Raw genomic sequence first — 17,369 nt, forward strand, 5'->3', positions numbered from 1 at the left:
CGACGGGCGTTGATCCATTTTTGTCTATGTTATTTTTTTAAGGCGTTAGTTAAGTGTTCTTGGAGACGTTTATCTTCTTCACGTTGAGGATGTCGAAGTTGTTGGCGTTTTTTGTAGCCTGAACAAATAATGCGCTCTTCTTCGCTTTCTGGAATGAGGGTAGGCATTATAAAAAGTTCATTGGGTTGAGGGGTAGCTACAAAGGTTAAAAAGGAAGTAGCTCCTACATAGCGATGACCAGTTTGGTAGTTTTCTCCAATAACTTTGACGAATACTTCGCACGATCTGTTTCCTGTTCCACTTAGATAGCATTCGATGCGTAACATATCATTTAAATGGAAAGGCTTGAGGAAATTCATATTGTCCATTGAAGCGGTAACGATTGTTGAACGAGTTGCTTTATGTGCGACTAGACTAGCGGCATTATCGATAAAATATAATAATTGCCCACCATAAAGGTTACCATGAGGGTTAGTATAGGCGGGTAAAATGAGAATTTCTTGTATAATGCGCGTATCTTTACAGGTAACAGAAAGAGAAGTATTTTCCATAACGTAAGCTCCTTTTTAAGTGATATTTTTAGTGTAGCACATTTAAATTTTTGTAGGGAGCATTTCGCTTTTTAAAGAGATAGAAAGCAGCGGGCCTAATTGGTCCCCGCTGTTTGGATTGTGTAAGGAAGATTCATTGACTGAGGTACTTCTTGATTTTCGATTAATTTGGTGAGAATTCGCATAGCTACAGCTCCAATATCATAGATTGGTGGGGCAATGGAAGAAAGCATTGGACGTGCCATTTTGACAATGTCACTGTTATTGGAAGCCATTAAAGAAATATCATCAGGTACAGATAAGCCGTTATCTTGCAAGGCGTTCAAGAGCCCTATGGCCAAGGTGTCGTCTGTTAAAATAGCAGCATCTGCTTTGATAGCAACAATTTGTTCATAGAGGTCGTATCCAGCTTGATAGTTTGCGTGAGGGACTGCAATTAAGAGTTCCTCTTGAACTTCCTGATTAGCTTCTTCAATCGCTTTTCTGTAACCAATCAGTTGACGTCCGAGTTTATTATTGAATGAAGCGTTGTGACCTACCAAAGCAATGCGCTTTTTCCCAGCTTGGATAAATCCCTTCGTTACTTCATAGTAAGCTTCTTCGATGTCGATATTAACGGTTGGCATTTCCCTGATAGGGTCGATTAAGTCGGTAAAGACAATTGGCCGCCCAGAATTTTTAACACGGGTTCTCGCTTCATTGGAGATACTGGAACCGATATAAATAATCCCATCGACCTGTTTCATCAGTAAGGACTCAATGCCTTCATTATCGTGATAAGGATGGGCATTGGCTAAAATAATATTATATTCATACATAGTGGCAATATCATCAATTCCTAAGGCAAGAGAACTGTAGTAAGGATTGGTGATATCTGGAAGTAAAACGCCAATATAGCGCGTTCGCTTAGAAGCTAGTCCACGAGCGATCACATTAGGGTAGTAATTTAATTCTTTGATGACTTTCATCACTTTTTCCCGAGTTTCGGGACGAACGTTGGGATTCCCGTTGACAACACGAGACACTGTTGCCATGGAAACACCAGCAGCGTGTGCCACATCATAAATAGTGGCATTTTTAGATTCCATAAAAGGTCCTCCTTTATAATTGATTGTAACGATTTCAAACTGTTTCTTATACCTAGATGTTTCTGATGACTGTATTTCTTTAAAAGTTAATTACTCTCTTCTTTTAAGGATAGCAAAGCTAGCGGCTAAGAGCAAGCGTTTTCTCCTTGAAAATAATAAGTTTTCATGAAATTTTCATAGAACACTTATTTTTCAAAAAAAGGAAAGTAAAAGAATGAGTTGACAAATGGGGAGAATTTAGAGAAAATAGGAATGATTGTAGATAAGTAGGAGCTTGAAGGGTTAAGAGAGAGTTTGGTTGCTGAAAAAACTTCCCCGCTCAGCTGTGAACCTGCTACAAAAGAAGGCTAATGAAGTCCGGCTAGCGTCGTTATAGCGAGAGAAGAGTTTTTGAACTTAATTAAGGTGGTACCGCGAGTCATGTCGTCCTTTGGAGACACGGGCTCGTTTTTTAATTTCTCTTGTTAAAGGGGAACTACGGGCTTTAAGCATTTGTAAAAAGATAAAGGAGAATTTAGAATGGCACAAGAAAATGAACAAACCAATGATTTTTCCAAATGGTATTTACAAAGCATTCAAAAGGCAGATCTTTTTGCTTATGGACCTGTGAGGGGGACCATGGTTTTTAAACCGAATGGGTATAGTCTTTGGGAAAAAATCCAAGAAGCTTTTAATCAAAAATTTAAGGAATCGGGGGTTAAGAATTGCTATTTTCCAATGTTAATTCCAGAATCTTTCTTTAAAAAAGAAGCGGATCATGTGGAAGGTTTTGCGCCAGAATTACCTTGGGTAACACGAGCAGGGGAAGAAGAATTAGAAGAACCTGTTGCTCTTCGCCCAACCTCTGAAACTTTGTTCGGTAATGCCATGTCTGATTGGATTAATTCCTATCGGGATCTCCCTATGGAATTGAATCAATGGGCGAATGTTTTCCGCTGGGAAAAACGGACCCTTCCTTTCCTCAGAACTTCTGAATTCCTTTGGCAAGAAGGGCATTGTGCGTATGCCAGTGAAGAAGAAGCAAGAGAGCGAACCATGTATTTCCTTAACTTGTACAAGGAAGTCGTTGAAGATCTGCTAGCTCTTCCAGTATATGATGGGCAAAAAACGCCTTCTGAACGTTTTGCAGGAGGGGTAGATACCTATTCCATCGAAGCTATGATGAAGGATACAAAGGCTGTTCAAGCAGGGACTTCTCATTATTTGGGGACGAATTTTGCGGAAGCTTTCGATATTAAATTTTTAAATTCAGACAACCATCATGATTATGTTCACACTTCTTCTTGGGGTGTTTCTACGCGATTGATTGGGTCGATGATTATGGCGCATGGGGACGAAAAGGGAGTGATTTTCCCACCTAAGATGGCACCTATTCAAGTAACCTTAATTCCAGTAGGGAATATCAAGAAAAATCCAGAGGTTCTCACACGGTTACGCGCTATAGAAGACGCCTTAAAAGCAGTGGGCTTGTCGACTTACTTAGATGATTCCAATAACTCTGCAGGATATAAATACAACGAATCGGAAGTGAAGGGGGTCCCTTTACGGATTGAATTTGGACCACGGGATCTTGAGAATAATCAATGTATGATTAAGATGCGTGATTTAGATGAAAAATTCGAAGTTTCTTTAGACGAGCTTGTTGAACGGGTTCAAAGTGAACTAGAGATCATGCAAAAACGTTTATATGACAAAGCAGATGCCTATCGTCACGCTCATGAACACACAGAAATTGACAGCTTTGAAGAATTAAAAGCTCATATTGCACGCTGTGAAGAAAAGGGAGAATACCCTGGATGGATCTTGGCTGGCTGGGATGGTACGGAAGAAACAGAAGCCAAGATTAAAGAAGAAACCGGCTTTACTTCTCGGAATATTCCATTTAATTCACCAATGAAGAAAACGGTAGACTTAGTTTCTGGACGTCCAGCTAAATATACCGTATGGTTCGCTCGTGCTTATTAGAATCTGTAAATAAAATCCGCTAGATCGTTTTTTTAAGATGGGTTATAATGAACAAAAAACATAAAGGAGAATTGTTATGCCATTTATTCATGTAGAACTCGTGGAAGGTCGTAGCGATGAAGCCAAAGCAAATATGGCGAAAGAAATTACAGAAGTTGTCCACAAGTATGCGAATGCCCCTAAAGAACATATTCATGTGATTTTCCAAGACATGAAAAAATCAAACTATTTTAACGAGAAATAGGAAAAGGGTTACCCAAGAGATGGAACAGCTAAAAGGCTGGGAACGATTGGGTAACTTTTTTTATAAGAATGGGGAATGGTAGACAAAGAAGGGTGAGAAGATGAAGAAAAAGATTTATCCCACAGAAGTATTAGAAGTTGAGGTGATGGGATTAGATAGCCAAGGTATGGGAGTCGTGGAATATTGGCATCCGCCTCTAAAAGAAGGATGTCCTAGAAAGAAGTTGAAATTAACGATTCCTCAAGCTCTCCCTGGTGATGTGGTTCGGGTAACCGTCCCTAATGCTAAGGGAAGAAGGCGGGTAACGGTTTCTTATGATGAGATTGTCAAAGCTTCAAAAGATCGCATAGGCTTCCCCCCTACGGATGTCCCGATTGCAGGAGGAACCCCACTTCTTTATATGTCTTATGCAGCACAACTGGACTATAAAGAACGCCTTATTCAATCTTTTCTTGAAGAGAAGGGGTTTGATTCTGGAAAAGTCAGACCTGTTTTAGGGATGGATGATCCCTATCATTACCGGAATAAGATGGAGCTGACCTTTGGAAAAGAGGGAGCCATAGGGATGCATCAAGCTGGAAATTTCCGCTGTGTTATCGATCTTAAAGATTCTCCTTTAGCTCCTCAAGAAGTGATCACTGTCAAAGAAACAGTGAGTGAGTGGCAGAAGGGTCATCAACTTCCATCTTATGATAAAGAAAGTAATACTGGTCTTTTGCGACATTTAATGGTTCGAAAATCGCATGGCACAGGAGAAATCATGGTAGCTATTTTTGCAACGGAAGAAGCCAAGGTCTACCTGGAAGAAACACGCCAATTAGTTGATCAACTTCAAGAAAAACTTTCAGGATTAGCCAGCGTGGTATGGTTAAAAAATACGGATATCGCAGATAGAACGCAGTCTCAAGAAAGTGAAGTTTTATTTGGAAGAGACTATATCCACGATCAACTTCATGGCTATCAGTATCGTCTCTGGTTTGATACTTTCTTCCAACCGAATCCTCTCCAAGCGGAAAAAATGGTGGATTTGGTATTGGAAATGGGTCAAATTGAAAAAAATATGCGGGTGTTAGATCTGTTTTGTGGGGTAGGGACATTTAGTTTGCCACTGGCGGATAGGTGTCAGGAACTTGCTGGAATAGAGATTGTACCGACTTCTATTGAGTCAGCGAAGCGTAACGCCTTGGAGAATGGATTAGAGAATACTTATTTTATATCGCGTGATGCTAGAAAAGGAATGGCTGAGCTAGAGGAAAATTGGGGACATCCTGATTTACTACTTTTGGATCCGCCAAGAAGCGGAGCAGGAGGTAAAGTTATGCGTCGAATTGGGCGATTAGGTTGTCAAAAAGTTATCTATGTGTCCTGTAATCCCAAAACTTTAGCAAATGACCTGGTTTGGCTAAGAGAGTTTGGATATGAATTACAAGTGGTTCAGCCAGTGGACCAATTCCCACATACTCTGCACGTTGAGACTGTCGTATTGATGTCAAAAGCTTAATAGGTGGGTGCAAGTTTGCACTTGTGCAGCAAGGCTTAGCGAGGGTTATCGTTAAAAGGTTTAATGCGAAACGGCTTTAAGCTGGGTTCTCGTGGTTTTTGAGCGCGATTTTGCTGTATGAGGAAACATATCAACGCTCTGGGGTCGAGTGCACAGGATGGATAACGTTAAAAAGTGCACCCACTTTGCACCCACCCTGTGAAGTGGTAAAATATAGCTCAAAAGTTAAAATGAGGTCTGATTATTAGTATGTGCACGGGGAGGTGCTTAAGTAATGGATAATAAGAAGTTTATTGCAGAGACGAAAGATGTTCGTTTAACGGTGAAACGTGCTGATACCTTTGGTGTGAGCTTTGTTAACTGTGAACAAGATATATTGAGGGTTGAGGAAGAGCAAAATGTTATAAGGCTTATTCAAACTAAAAAAGTCTCAGCTTCGAATTGGCTGAGGTGGTTTACTCAGGGTATGCCTGAAATTGTTGTGAGTTTGCCACGTGATGTGGAAGTTTGTGAAGTTGAATCTGATTCTAATCAAGTGCTCATCACAGATATTGAGATTGGTAAGCTTTATGTAGAAGTGAACAATGGCAAGGTAGAAGTTGTTAATTTGAAAGCGGATGATGTTTTTCTTAAATGTTGTAATGGGTCGGTTTCAGCAACAAACGTAGAAGTAACTCATGTTTGTACGCTTGATACGTTAAATGGCATGAGTATTTTAGAAGGAACAATCAGCAAGGATGCAAGCCTTGAAGTAGATTGTGAGAATGGTGTCACCGAGGTTTCAGATAAGAAGAAGGTAAACTGTAAAAACGATGGATTTGCGCATTACATGGTGCACTGCCTTAATGGGAAAGCTATTGCGAAGTAGCATACATATAGATCAAAAAAGAAGCAATAAAACTTGATATAAGTTGGAATTAGAGCGTATATAGACATACCAATAAAGGAGGAAGCTGTATATGCTCTATGTAAAATTTGATGATTTCGAAGATGTTAGCGTCATGGGAAATGAGAAAGACCATGGAATGTTTATTCCAATTAAGGATGGAAATGTGTATGCTGAGTGCGAACGGTGCGGTGTAGTTGAAAGGATCACCTTACCATGCGAGTTCATTGCTAGCACATTTAAGTCGAGAGTGAACTTCAATGAAGGTTATGAACTTTGCGAGAAGTGCTTGCAAGAGGTTGAGTTTGTTACTGTCGCTTTGAGAACTGGAAAATTGCCTAATCGAGAATTGAAATAACTGAAAAAGCAAAGCAGTGATAAGCGTAGTAATACAGGAAAAACTAAACGTTAAAAGGTGCACCCACTTTGCACCCACCCTGTGAAGTGGGAAAATAAGGTTTAGACTAATTATCGAATGAGTTCAACTACAATAATTATGCAAGGCTACAGGTCTGTTCTATCCGTCCACAGCTCACACTGAGTCATTACTGTTTTGACAGCATCCTCCATACCCTCAGGTGGATAGCGGTGCTGTTTGAGAAGCCTTTTAATCATCATGCGCATTTTAGCACGTGCAGAATCACGTTTTTGCCAATCAATCGTACGATTCTTACGAAGTGCTTCAGTAAGTTCTTTAGTGATGGCAATCAGCTCATCATTTTCATAGAAATCCTTAATAGCTTGTGGTTTAGTTAATGCGTCATAAAAGGCTAGCTCATCTTCAGAAAGGCCAAGTTCATCTCCAGCTTTGCGGGCATCTTGAATTTGCTGTGCCATTTTCAAAAGCTCTTCAATAACCTCTTCATTTGTCAGCATCCCATTAAGATATCGATTCATCACGCCTTGAATAATTTCGCTGAACTTCTCGGATTTGACTATATTTGATCGTCTGTAGATCTGTATCTGCTCACCAATCAACTTTTTCAAAAGTTCAACAGCGAGGTTTTTCTCCTTCATCTTTGAAATTTCCTCAAGGAATTTAGGATCAAATAGGGAGAATTCTTCTTTAACATCAGAGAACAAATTGATGACACCCTCGCTCTTGATGCTGGATTTCAGAAGTTCATTGATGCGAGCGTTCATTTCCGGCAGAGATATTTTTTTACCTTCACCCTGATTCATTAAGCGCATAACAAGCACGCGGACAGATTCAAAGAATGCTGCCTCTACTCGAAGGTCTCTTTCTACAAGTGACGAGCAGAGCGACAAAGCCTGATGCAATAGCAGTGCCTCTTTAAGGAAGTCTTCACGTTCTCTTTCCTTGTCAATGCTCACAATAAAGTTAACCGCTCCAGTGATAGTCTTTGAGCGTTCAAGATCGGTACCATTTGTAAACTTGGAATAATCATATCCGTGGAATAGATCACGGCAAATGGAAAGCTTTTCAAGGAATTTGGGATATGCAACTTTAGCAATATCGGTATCACCATAGTTCTTTTTATCGCGAGCTGTATAGTCATTCATTGCTTGCTTCAATGCTGACGCTATGCCCACGTAGTCAACAATCAAACCACCTTCTTTATCTTTAAAGACACGATTGACGCGGGCAATAGCTTGCATCAAGTTATAGCCCTGCATTGGCTTATAGACATACATCGTTGCAAGGGAAGGAACATCAAATCCTGTAAGCCACATATCAACAACTATGGCGATTTTCATCTCGCTATTATTATCTTTGAATTCTTTAGCAAGCTCATCTCTGTGATGCTTATTTCCAATAACAGCACGCCACTCTTCAGGATCTTTATTACTCTCGGTCATTACGACCTTAACCTTTTTCTGCCAGCTTGGGCGGACCTCAAGCATACGCTTGTAAATTTTCATAGCTATCTCGCGAGAGTAGGCAACTATCATTGCTTTTCCAGTTAGCAGATTTTCTCGATAGTTTTCGTAGTGGCTGATAATGTCGTTAGTAAGAGAATCAATAGTAGCGTCATTGCCTAGAACAGCATCCATCTGGCTAAGATCTTTCTTGCTCTTCTCAATCACTTCAGGGTCAGCATTATTTGCCATAATGTCGTATTCCTGATCGATCAGATGGAGCGTAGGCTCATCAAATTTCAGCTTAATAACACGGCTTTCGTAATAGACTGGTCTCGTAGCACCGTCTTCTACAGCTTGCGTCATATCGTAAATATCGATGTAGTCACCGAACACTTCACGAGTATTTCTATCCTTTGCGGCTATAGGCGTTCCAGTAAAGCCAATATATGTAGCATTTGGCAGACTGTCACGTATGATACGTGCCGTTCCCGTTTTTATCTCACCAGTCTTAGCGTCAATTTTTTCTTTCAACCCATACTGGCTACGATGCGCTTCATCAGCCATAACGATGATGTTACGGCGCTTAGAAAGTGGCTCTGATGATTCTTCAAATTTTTGCATCGTTGTAAAAATGATGCCGTTTGCCTGCCTGCCTCCCAGCCAGTCCTTCAATCCGTCATTGGAGAAACAAATAAAGTTTTTTATGATGTCAAGTAAGCGCGCTTTTTCAAACATTCCCTCAAAGAATGTATCAAACTGAGCGTATTGCGTATTCTCATAACTACCGTCTTTTGTTTTCCATTCCATGAAGCGATCCTCACCGGAAGTTATGGTTCCGGCTTTGCTAGTCAGATGATCGCTAATTACACAAATGCAGTTATAGATAAACATCGATGGTATTTCCTGCATGTAATTTCTAATCTGGAGATAGCCCTCTGAAGCATCGGTTTCTTCACGAGATGGCGACTTTAGCTCAACAAGTACAACCGGCATGCCATTTAAGAACAGAATTACATCCGGGCGTTTATTGCTGTTTTCAATAAACGTCCACTGATTTGCTACAACAAAGGAGTTATTATCAGGGTTTTTATAGTCGACAATATATACGAGGCCGAAGCGTTCCTCGCCATCCACGAAGTACCTAACTTCAATTCCGTGTTGAAGATAGTCCATAAAGAGTACATTCTTCTGGACAAGTTCAGCGTTTTCAAAATTCTTCAATTTGAACAGTGCATCAGCGATAGCATCTTCCGGCATTTTTGGATTTAGCCTATGTAATGCTGACAGTAATTCCTCTTCATATAATGGGCTACGAAAGTCACGCTCCAAATCTGGTGCGTAGACATATCTGTATCCCATGTTTTGGAATAATTCTATTATCGAACTTTCATATTCTATTTATCAGATTTTGCCAGAGCTTATCGAACTGTGGGGAGTCAATCTTAAAACGGCTGAAAAGCCTAAAAAAAGTAAGACCTACAGAAAGACTTATAACGACACCTTTGTTTTTACTTCGAGCCGTAGAGTTGGGGCTTTCAATTTCTGATTTAAGTCTACTCACGATAGGACTAGTGAATGATATGTATACCGAAAAAGAAAATGATAGCTTTAATTACAAGGAATTAGCTACGCAAGATGATTTTGATAAGTTTTAATCATATGCTATAATTTAGGTATATATTTTATGTGTTGTGAAGGAGGATATTTTATGGCATGGGATGATAAAGTAGGAAGGTCATCTAAAGGTAATGGCGATAAGTATGTCGTTTTACAGGTAGTTCTTACTGAAAAATTATTAGGTACTGGTTCGGGTACTGCCAGTCTAACGAATTTACAAGCAGCAATAAATAAACAGGCAGCTTTAGGATATAGACTACATACGATTACAACATCTTCTTCTGGATCGAAAGGTTTTTGGGGAGGAGATAAAATCCAAGCTACAATGGTATTTGAAAGAATCAATTAAAATTTTTAAATTTATTTAACGATAAAGAGCATCTATCAAAAGATAGGTGCTTTTCTTATAGCTATTTTTAATAGGGAGGTGAGAGAATTTGGCGAATCGCATTAAAGGAATAACGATTGAAATTGGTGGGGATACCACTAAATTACAAGATGCCCTAAAGCAAGTGAATACGGAGATTAAGCATACGCAGTCCGAACTGAGAGATGTTAATAAGTTGTTGAAACTTGATCCAAGTAATGCTGAATTAATGGCACAAAAACAAAAGCTTCTTTCTCAAGCAGTGGAAGAAACTAAGCAAAAGTTAGATTCTTTCAAGCAAGCCTCTGAACAAGCTAGTGCAGCACTGGCTCGTGGTGATATTTCTAAAGCTCAGTATGATGCTCTTCAACGAGAAATTATTGAAACCGAAAATGCCTTAAAGTCTTTAGAACAGCAAGCTTTCAAAACAGGTCAAGCCTTTAAAAGCATCTCAGACGCTTCGATGAAAATATCGAAGGTGACAGGAGAAGTGGGTAAAGAAATGACTACTAAGCTGACGGCTCCGATTGTTGCAGTGGGAGCTTCAGGGCTAAAAACGACAGCTGATTTTGGAGAAGGCATGTCAAGCGTTAAAGCTATCACAGGAGCAACAGGAGATGAACTGTTACAGCTGAAAGAAAAAGCTCTTCAACTGGGAGAATCAACAGCTTTCTCTGCTTCGGGTGTGACGGAAGCTATGACGGAAATGGCTAAGGCAGGGTGGTCAACCAAAGATATCTTGTCTGGTGTTGGTGGTGTCTTGGATGCTTTCGCTGCATCAGGTGAAAATCTTGGTACGGTGGCAACGATTGTAGCGGACGCTATTTCAGGGTTCAATATGAAAGCTTCCGAGTCAGGGCGAGTGGCAGATGTTTTAACTCAAGCAGCAAATGCAGGAACTATTGGCATTACTGACTTAGGGGAACCTTTTAAATATATAGCACCATTAGCCAATGCCATGCATTTCAATATTGAAGATGTGACGACTGCTATTACAGCCATGTCCATGTCAGGGATTAAAGGGTCACAAGCAGGGACTTTGCTGAAGAACTCGCTAACTAACTTGATCAAGCCCACCAGTCAAATGCAGGTAGCCATGGATGAGTTAGGGATCAAGATCATCAACCAAGATGGGTCTTTCAAGTCCTTGGATGAGATCTTACGTGGCATGCGGGGGTCTTTTGCAGGGCTAACGGATGAACAAAAGGCCTACTATGCGACAGTCATTGCAGGAAAAGAAGGGCAAGCAGGCCTCTTGTCGCTTCTCAATATGACGCAGGGGGAATATGACAAGATCTCGGATTCCATGAAAACGGCAGGTGGTGTTGCCTAGACCAAGAAGCCTATAACCGTCAGTATCAAGAACTCGTCAGTCGGTTTCATCAAGAAGAAGCTGCCTTAGAAAAGGTGACTAACCAACTTGAGGACAAGAAAGCTAGACTCTTGAGATTGAACTTCTTCATCGGTCAACTTGTGGAGATGAATGACAAAATTGAAGCTTTTGATCCGATTTTTTGGAATTTACATTTAGACTGTGTGGAAGTGAGCGAGGAGGGACTGTTGAATTACCACTTCAAGAATGGCACGACCATTACCATTTAAAGCAGAAAGCTACCCTAATTTGAAATGATACTGGGTGGCTTTTTGAGTGGGATAATTTATTTTCTAGATTTCAATAGGAGTGAAGCAGCTTTTTCTCTGCGGCTGTGAAGTCTAGAGTACTGCGATTCCTCAATATTGGGGTCAGGATGTGATTTTGTTAAACGTTTAAGCACTTCATTTAAAATAGCAACCTCGTTTTCGTAATCTTTTAATTTGCGATAAGCCATAGCGTAAGATTCATACAAGCCAGGGGAAACATACCCTCTAAATCTTGCTTCATCAAAAAGGGCAATAGCTTCTTTAATTTTGCCTTGCTTTCTGATTTTATCTCCTTTTTCAAACAAAGGAAAGCCTTCATCAAAACCTTTGTCCCTATTATTTTTGTTTTTAATTTTGTTTAAGGGAACACGATTGTGGATGGGATTCAGTTCGAGTTCATCAATATTAATATTGATGTCTTTGGGGAGGTTTAATTCAAGATTTCGAACGCTTTCTCTGCCTTGTCCTTTGTCGAGTAATTTTATAGTCTCTTCTTCAGTTAATTGACAGCCACCCGAGTAGTAATACTCCATCTGTTCCTTGAAAACATTGCTATCCAGATAAATCTTTTCAAAGTCTTTGTATTGATCGAGACACGAAGCATAAGTAGACATAAAGAGATTTTTTAATAAGTTCAAGTCTTCATAGGAGTTAAAAAATATTCGTTCATATTGACTACCACCTTCAGACATGGTGGCTTTTGTTCTAGGAAGATCTATTTCTTCGCTGAACTGAATAGGAGCAATGAGGTAGCGTCCTTTTTTAGCAAATTTAAATTCGAACATCGTGTATAGGTATGAAACAGCAACATATTTTGAACTGTTTTTATAGAAGCGAAGCAAGTCAGTGGGAAGTCCACTTTTAACAATTACATCTTGAATAAAAGCGCAAACTTCTAATTCTTCTGCAGATGGAATGGATTTAGCCTGCTTTTCCATTTGCTCGTTTTCGTCTTCCTTAAAGGTAGCGATTAGTCTGAGCAACAGTTCGCCACAGGTTTTAGCATCACCAGTCGCCCGATGCGGATCATCATTTACAATGCCAAAATGCTTAGCCAACGTTCCAAGCTTGTAGTTGGATGGCCCCTTAATCAACTTTCTCGATCCTGCCAGTGTATCCACATATTTTATATTAGCAGAGTAGCCATGTCGCTTCAGTGCATTGGTAAGAAAATCAATATCGAAATCAGCGTTATGTGCACTAATGATAACTTTTCCTTCAAGGACAGGCTCTAAAAATGGCCAAACACTACTTAGAGCAGTGGACTCAGTAGGAGCGTCACGAAGCATAGCGTCTGTTATTTTGTTGATTCTTGAAGCGGCTTCTGGTATAGGAAACCTTGGATTAATGAGGGTGTTAAATTCATCAACGACACGTCCGTCTTTATATCGAATAACACCTAATTCAACCATTCGATCTGAGAAGCGGTCGAGTCCAGTTGTTTCAGTATCAAAAACAAAAAACTCTTTTTCGAGCTCTTTAACAGTTCTAGGCGTGAGAGTCAGTTTAGATGTTTTGACGTTACCAGTCGTCTTATTTTGTTGCTTTCTCTGTACTGGAGTAGTCACGACATCAATCTTTGTTAATTCGTCTTTTAAAACATCAGCCTCATTGATTTCTTCTTTGTCCGTTTTGCCAAATAGGATTCCTAAAATTTTGTTAAACAATCCCATGACTTTACCTTCTCAATCTACCTTTTGACCCCATTATACTATAAAAGCCATTTCAAAAGTGACGATCATTCATTTGAAGTGATAATGTGTAGCCTTTTTGGTAGAATAGTTTTGATGAAATGAGTTTATACCGCCATATTCAACCGAATTTTCTTGCACCCATGACCAATCTCCATGCACCCTAAGCATTGATGTTAAAGGCTTTTTGTTGGATTGTATGCAGAGGTTGATACCGATGAATCCGCCTTATTCTGCACCGGATAAAGGGCTTAACTTTGTAGACGAAGCATTATCAAAAATGGAAACAGGTTATGGTGCCGTTTTAATTCAGGAAAATGCCGGTAGCGGTCAGGGGGATGTGTATGCTAAACAAATATTAAAGAAAAATACGTTGCTTGTAAGTATTCACATGCCGACTGATTTATTTAACGGTAAATCTTCTGTGCAAACAGCTATTTATTTGTTTAAAGTAAATTGTCCGCATGAAGTGGACGATATGGTGAAGTTCATTGATTTTAGTGAAGACGGTTACGCAAGACAAAATCGCAAAAAGTCAACACAAAAAGTGAATTTGCGAAACATTGACCATGCTCTGGAGAGGTACGACGAAATTGTGGCAATTTGCCTTGGTAAAGAGCCAAAAACAGAATACTATACCGAAGCCAATGGGCTTGTAATCAAAGATACTATTACCATCAATGGTGATGATTGGACATTTAATCAGCATAAAAAGTTTGACACAACACCAAAGGAAGAAGACTTTAAGAAAACGGTAGCTGATTATTTGGCGTGGAAAGTGAGTGCCATCTTAAAAGGTGAGGTGAAGTGGGATGAATAAGGAGTTTTTGATTGGGGATTTGTTTTCTAGGTATAATGGAAATACTGATATAAAAAAAGAACACATAAATGGAAGGGGCTATCCAGTAGTAAGTTCCGGACTTGAAAATACAGGTATCATAGGGTTTTCAGATATTGATGCACGTATTATTCCATCCAATACAATAACTATAGATATGTTTGAGAATGTATTCTTTCGTGATTTTGAATATAAAATGGTAACACATGCACGAGTGTTTTCACTAGTATTAAAAGATCACCCTCTTACAGCCGAAACAGGCTTATATATTTCATCTATGTTATCGTGGTTGTCAAAAGTGTTTTCGTACAATAATATGTGCAGCTATAATAAAATTGCTCATATAGGTATTTCTCTTCCTGTCATCAAACACTCCGACCCTAACCATGAATACACAGTAGATGACATTGACTGGCAATATATGGAAGAACGCATCAAGGAGCTGGATGCTTATCTAAAAGCAACTAACCTTGATGACTATGAACTGACAGACGAAGATAAGAAAGTACTCTCTCTCTCTAGAAAATCGGCATCTAACGAAAACGGCTCTTTGGAAACTGATTGCGAAAATGGGGCGTTGAGGTTTAAGAAATTTGTTGCATCGGATCTATTTGACATAAAAAAGGGTAAACGGCTTACAAAGGCGGATATGATGGTGAGAGATATTAATTTTGTCGGTTCATCATCAGCTAATAATAGAATTACGGCTAGAGTGGGTAATACGGAATACATTCATCCCGCAAACACTATTTCGGTTAGCTACAACGGTTCAGTCGGCGAAGTATTTTTACAAGAAAAACCATTTTGGGCTTCTGATGATGTAAATGTATGGTATCCCAAATTTGCTTTTAATACGCGAGTAATTGAATATATTATGTCTGTTATAACAAAATGTAGAAGAAAATATAGTTATTCCTCTAAGTGGACATTAGACAAAATGAAAATTGAAGAGCTAGAATTACCAGTTACCCCAGATGGTAAACCTGATTTTGACTATATGGCGCGTTATATTCGAGCCATTGAAAAATTAACTATTGCCAATGTAGTTAAGTATAAAGACCAAGTTATTGACGCAACCAAAACGCTGGTAAATAGTGAAGCTTAAACTTTTTAACGATAGCTCGCTTCTATCGTTAAAAAGTGCACCCACTATCCATAGTGTGCACTCGAAAAAGGACTGACGTACTAGGAGTTCTCTAAATCCACGTGGAGAGTGTTTGCTTGATGTCTAGGGCTTAATAAGTGGGTGCAAGTTTGCCTTTGTGTAGCAGGGGTTTGCAGGGTCTATCGTTAAAAGGTTTAATGAGTGGCGGCTTTAAGCTGACTTGGCGTGGTTTTTGAGCGTGTTTTGGCTGTGTGAGGGAAGATATCGATGGCTTAGGGTCGAGTGTACAGGATGTTAACGTTAAAAGGTGCACCCACTTTGCACCCACCCTGTTAAGTAGGAATTTTATGCAGAAGGGAATGTACTGTATCATATGAGGGAGAGATGTATTTTACAGGAAATGATACAAAATTTGGTTGCTGTTGCTTAGAAGAATGCTGTAAATAAGGGCTTATCGTAGGCTTGCAAATCAGAAGAACGTGAATAAAAGTCTGGCGTGAATTGATGCTAGATTTTTTCTTTTTTAGGGGTGTCTTTTTTGCTTTTAGGGGTGTGTTCTTTTACTTCTTAGGGGTGTTCTTTCAGCTTGAAGTGAAAGATAAACTCTATCAAGAGACTGTAATCAAACTTACTATGGATAAACGAGAAAAAATACATGCGAAAGTGCTCATCAAGGCAGAAAATCTTAATAAAAGTTTTGGGGGCAAGATCATTTTTAAGCATACTAATTTTTAAATAGACAATACAAGCAAAGTTGCTCTGTTGGAAAATAATGGCTCAGGGAAAACCACACTGCTCAATATGATTTTGCACAAGGAAGTTTGGGTACATCCCAACCTACGTATGGGTTACTATAGCCAGTTGGAAGAAACACTCAACTATGAGAAAACAATCCTAGACAATATTTTGCCCGACTCTATTTATGATCAGTCGATGACGAGGATTATTTTAGCTTGTTTAGGCTTCAAAATAAATGATGTGTTTAAGAAAGTTCAAGTGCTCAGTGACGGTGAAAAATCGAAGGTGAAATTAGCAAAATTGTTAACGGATGATTTTAATTATTTGATGATGGATGAGCCAACTAACTTTTTAGATCTTCATGCTATAGAAGTCTTAGAAGGTTTACTTCAAGGCTATGATCGTCCTTTGCTCTTTGTGACACATGATGTGTCTTTTATCAATCATATAGCTGATTCTTTGCTACTTGTCGAATATGACCAGTTTTAAAGGTAACTTGAAACTACTTAATGAAGAAAATAGGTATTGAAAGAGGAGGGGAAAATACACGTTTAATTTTAAAGTGATAACTGTAGTGAGAGTGAGGTCACAAGATGGTAAAAATTGTCCCAAGTAGTTATTCATTTTTTCCTCAAAAAGTGATCACGTGACGTTATGTATAGGAAAGGAGGGAATGAGATGATAGAAAATGAACTGCCGATTTTAGAGTATGATTCTGATCAAACTGCAGTTATTATGCCTGACCATGAAAAAATCCCCGTTAAGTTACCTGCTAAAGCGATTTTTGCTTTTTTTGGGGGGAGATTGATGGCTATGTCTATAGTAAAATGCGACCATTGTGGCACATTTTGAATCGGCTACCAAAATATATCCTATATATCTGTTGGAAGAAAAAGGACAGCAAGTTTGTTTAGTGCAAGCTCCTGTTGGGGCGCCAGCAGCTGTCCAATTTTTAGAGTGGTTAATTGCCTACGGAGTCAAAGAGGTTATTAGTACAGGTTCTTGTGGTGCATTAGTTGCTTATATGGAAAATGTTTTTTAGTTCCATATCAAGCATTAAGAGATGAGGGAACATCGTATCATTATCTACCACCGAGTCGCTATGTGACTACTTCACAACGAGCACGGCGAGCGATCTTTCAAACTTTGCAGGCACACCACTTATCCTATAACGCGGTTAAAACTTGGACGACGGATGGCTTTTATTGGAAAATTAAGATGAAAGTTACTCGCCACAAGGCAGAAGGGTGCGCGATTGTGGAAATGGAGTGCGCTGCTTTAGCCGCTTGTGCGCAAATGTGAGAGATTGGTTG

The 17,369-nt window shown here is 39.4% G+C and carries 17 protein-coding genes and 1 pseudogene; 14 read left to right on the forward strand and 4 right to left on the reverse strand.

Annotation, left to right across the window (positions count from 1 at the left end):
* Positions 1-29: 29 nt before the first annotated feature.
* On the reverse strand, positions 30-551 hold the full coding sequence (locus tag AWM71_RS03670; RefSeq protein WP_060776704.1) for an acyl-CoA thioesterase: 522 nt from the start codon (positions 549-551) through the stop codon (positions 30-32).
* Positions 552-646: 95 nt separating this feature from the next.
* Positions 647-1,639: a substrate-binding domain-containing protein gene (locus tag AWM71_RS03675; protein ID WP_060776705.1), complete on the reverse strand. Its 993-nt coding sequence runs from the start codon at positions 1,637-1,639 to the stop codon at positions 647-649.
* A gap of 519 nt (positions 1,640-2,158) precedes the next feature.
* On the opposite strand from AWM71_RS03675, the gene proS reads away from it, so the two are divergent.
* From proS to AWM71_RS03700, 5 genes are all read left to right on the forward strand, one after another.
* Positions 2,159-3,604, forward strand: a complete 1,446-nt coding sequence (gene proS, locus AWM71_RS03680) for a proline--tRNA ligase (protein ID WP_060776706.1) — start codon at positions 2,159-2,161, stop codon at positions 3,602-3,604.
* Between the two features lie 76 nt (positions 3,605-3,680).
* Positions 3,681-3,848 (forward strand): 2-hydroxymuconate tautomerase, encoded by a 168-nt coding sequence (locus tag AWM71_RS03685; protein WP_060776707.1) that lies wholly within the window; start codon positions 3,681-3,683, stop codon positions 3,846-3,848.
* 100 nt (positions 3,849-3,948) lie between these two features.
* Complete coding sequence (rlmD, locus tag AWM71_RS03690) at positions 3,949-5,349, forward strand: 23S rRNA (uracil(1939)-C(5))-methyltransferase RlmD (RefSeq protein ID WP_060776708.1); 1,401 nt, start codon at positions 3,949-3,951, stop codon at positions 5,347-5,349.
* 274 nt (positions 5,350-5,623) lie between these two features.
* The gene (locus tag AWM71_RS03695; RefSeq protein ID WP_060776709.1) at positions 5,624-6,217 is read left to right on the forward strand and encodes a DUF4097 family beta strand repeat-containing protein; all 594 of its coding nucleotides are present in this window, start codon (positions 5,624-5,626) and stop codon (positions 6,215-6,217) included.
* Positions 6,218-6,308: 91 nt separating this feature from the next.
* On the forward strand, positions 6,309-6,593 hold the full coding sequence (locus AWM71_RS03700) for a hypothetical protein (protein WP_060776710.1): 285 nt from the start codon (positions 6,309-6,311) through the stop codon (positions 6,591-6,593).
* Between the two features lie 146 nt (positions 6,594-6,739).
* On the opposite strand, the gene AWM71_RS03705 is transcribed toward AWM71_RS03700, so the two are convergent.
* The gene (locus AWM71_RS03705) at positions 6,740-9,457 is read right to left on the reverse strand and encodes a type I restriction endonuclease subunit R (RefSeq protein WP_082632746.1); all 2,718 of its coding nucleotides are present in this window, start codon (positions 9,455-9,457) and stop codon (positions 6,740-6,742) included.
* A gap of 310 nt (positions 9,458-9,767) precedes the next feature.
* On the opposite strand from AWM71_RS03705, the gene AWM71_RS03710 reads away from it, so the two are divergent.
* From AWM71_RS03710 to AWM71_RS03720, 3 genes are all read left to right on the forward strand, one after another.
* Positions 9,768-10,025, forward strand: a complete 258-nt coding sequence (locus AWM71_RS03710; protein WP_060776712.1) for a DUF4177 domain-containing protein — start codon at positions 9,768-9,770, stop codon at positions 10,023-10,025.
* Between the two features lie 88 nt (positions 10,026-10,113).
* On the forward strand, positions 10,114-11,376 hold the full coding sequence (locus AWM71_RS03715) for a phage tail tape measure protein (RefSeq protein WP_060776713.1): 1,263 nt from the start codon (positions 10,114-10,116) through the stop codon (positions 11,374-11,376).
* 74 nt (positions 11,377-11,450) lie between these two features.
* Complete coding sequence (locus AWM71_RS03720) at positions 11,451-11,645, forward strand: hypothetical protein (RefSeq protein ID WP_060776714.1); 195 nt, start codon at positions 11,451-11,453, stop codon at positions 11,643-11,645.
* Between the two features lie 56 nt (positions 11,646-11,701).
* On the opposite strand, the gene AWM71_RS03725 is transcribed toward AWM71_RS03720, so the two are convergent.
* Entirely contained in the window at positions 11,702-13,357 is a 1,656-nt protein-coding gene (locus AWM71_RS03725; RefSeq protein ID WP_060776715.1) for an exonuclease domain-containing protein, read from the reverse strand.
* Positions 13,358-13,592: 235 nt separating this feature from the next.
* On the opposite strand from AWM71_RS03725, the pseudogene AWM71_RS03730 reads away from it, so the two are divergent.
* The 6 genes and pseudogenes from AWM71_RS03730 to AWM71_RS08440 form a co-directional block, all read left to right on the forward strand.
* Positions 13,593-14,195: pseudogene (locus AWM71_RS03730) on the forward strand (N-6 DNA methylase); the annotation flags it as partial.
* Positions 14,188-15,318 (forward strand): restriction endonuclease subunit S, encoded by a 1,131-nt coding sequence (locus AWM71_RS03735; protein WP_060776717.1) that lies wholly within the window; start codon positions 14,188-14,190, stop codon positions 15,316-15,318. The pseudogene AWM71_RS03730 and the gene AWM71_RS03735, both read left to right, overlap by 8 nt.
* A gap of 759 nt (positions 15,319-16,077) precedes the next feature.
* A complete protein-coding gene (locus AWM71_RS08335) occupies positions 16,078-16,545 on the forward strand; it encodes an ATP-binding cassette domain-containing protein (protein ID WP_256379444.1) in 468 nt (155 codons plus the stop codon).
* Positions 16,546-16,734: 189 nt separating this feature from the next.
* A complete protein-coding gene (locus AWM71_RS08435; protein ID WP_236701148.1) occupies positions 16,735-16,908 on the forward strand; it encodes a hypothetical protein in 174 nt (57 codons plus the stop codon).
* Entirely contained in the window at positions 16,895-17,098 is a 204-nt protein-coding gene (locus AWM71_RS08545) for a phosphorylase family protein (protein ID WP_060776718.1), read from the forward strand. Before AWM71_RS08435 ends, AWM71_RS08545 begins: the two co-directional genes overlap by 14 nt.
* Positions 17,059-17,358: a phosphorylase family protein gene (locus AWM71_RS08440; RefSeq protein ID WP_250636678.1), complete on the forward strand. Its 300-nt coding sequence runs from the start codon at positions 17,059-17,061 to the stop codon at positions 17,356-17,358. The genes AWM71_RS08545 and AWM71_RS08440 overlap by 40 nt, the downstream gene beginning before the upstream one ends.
* Positions 17,359-17,369 lie beyond the last annotated feature (11 nt).

The organism is Aerococcus christensenii (assembly GCF_001543105.1).
GTDB classification, from domain to species: domain Bacteria; phylum Bacillota; class Bacilli; order Lactobacillales; family Aerococcaceae; genus Aerococcus; species Aerococcus christensenii.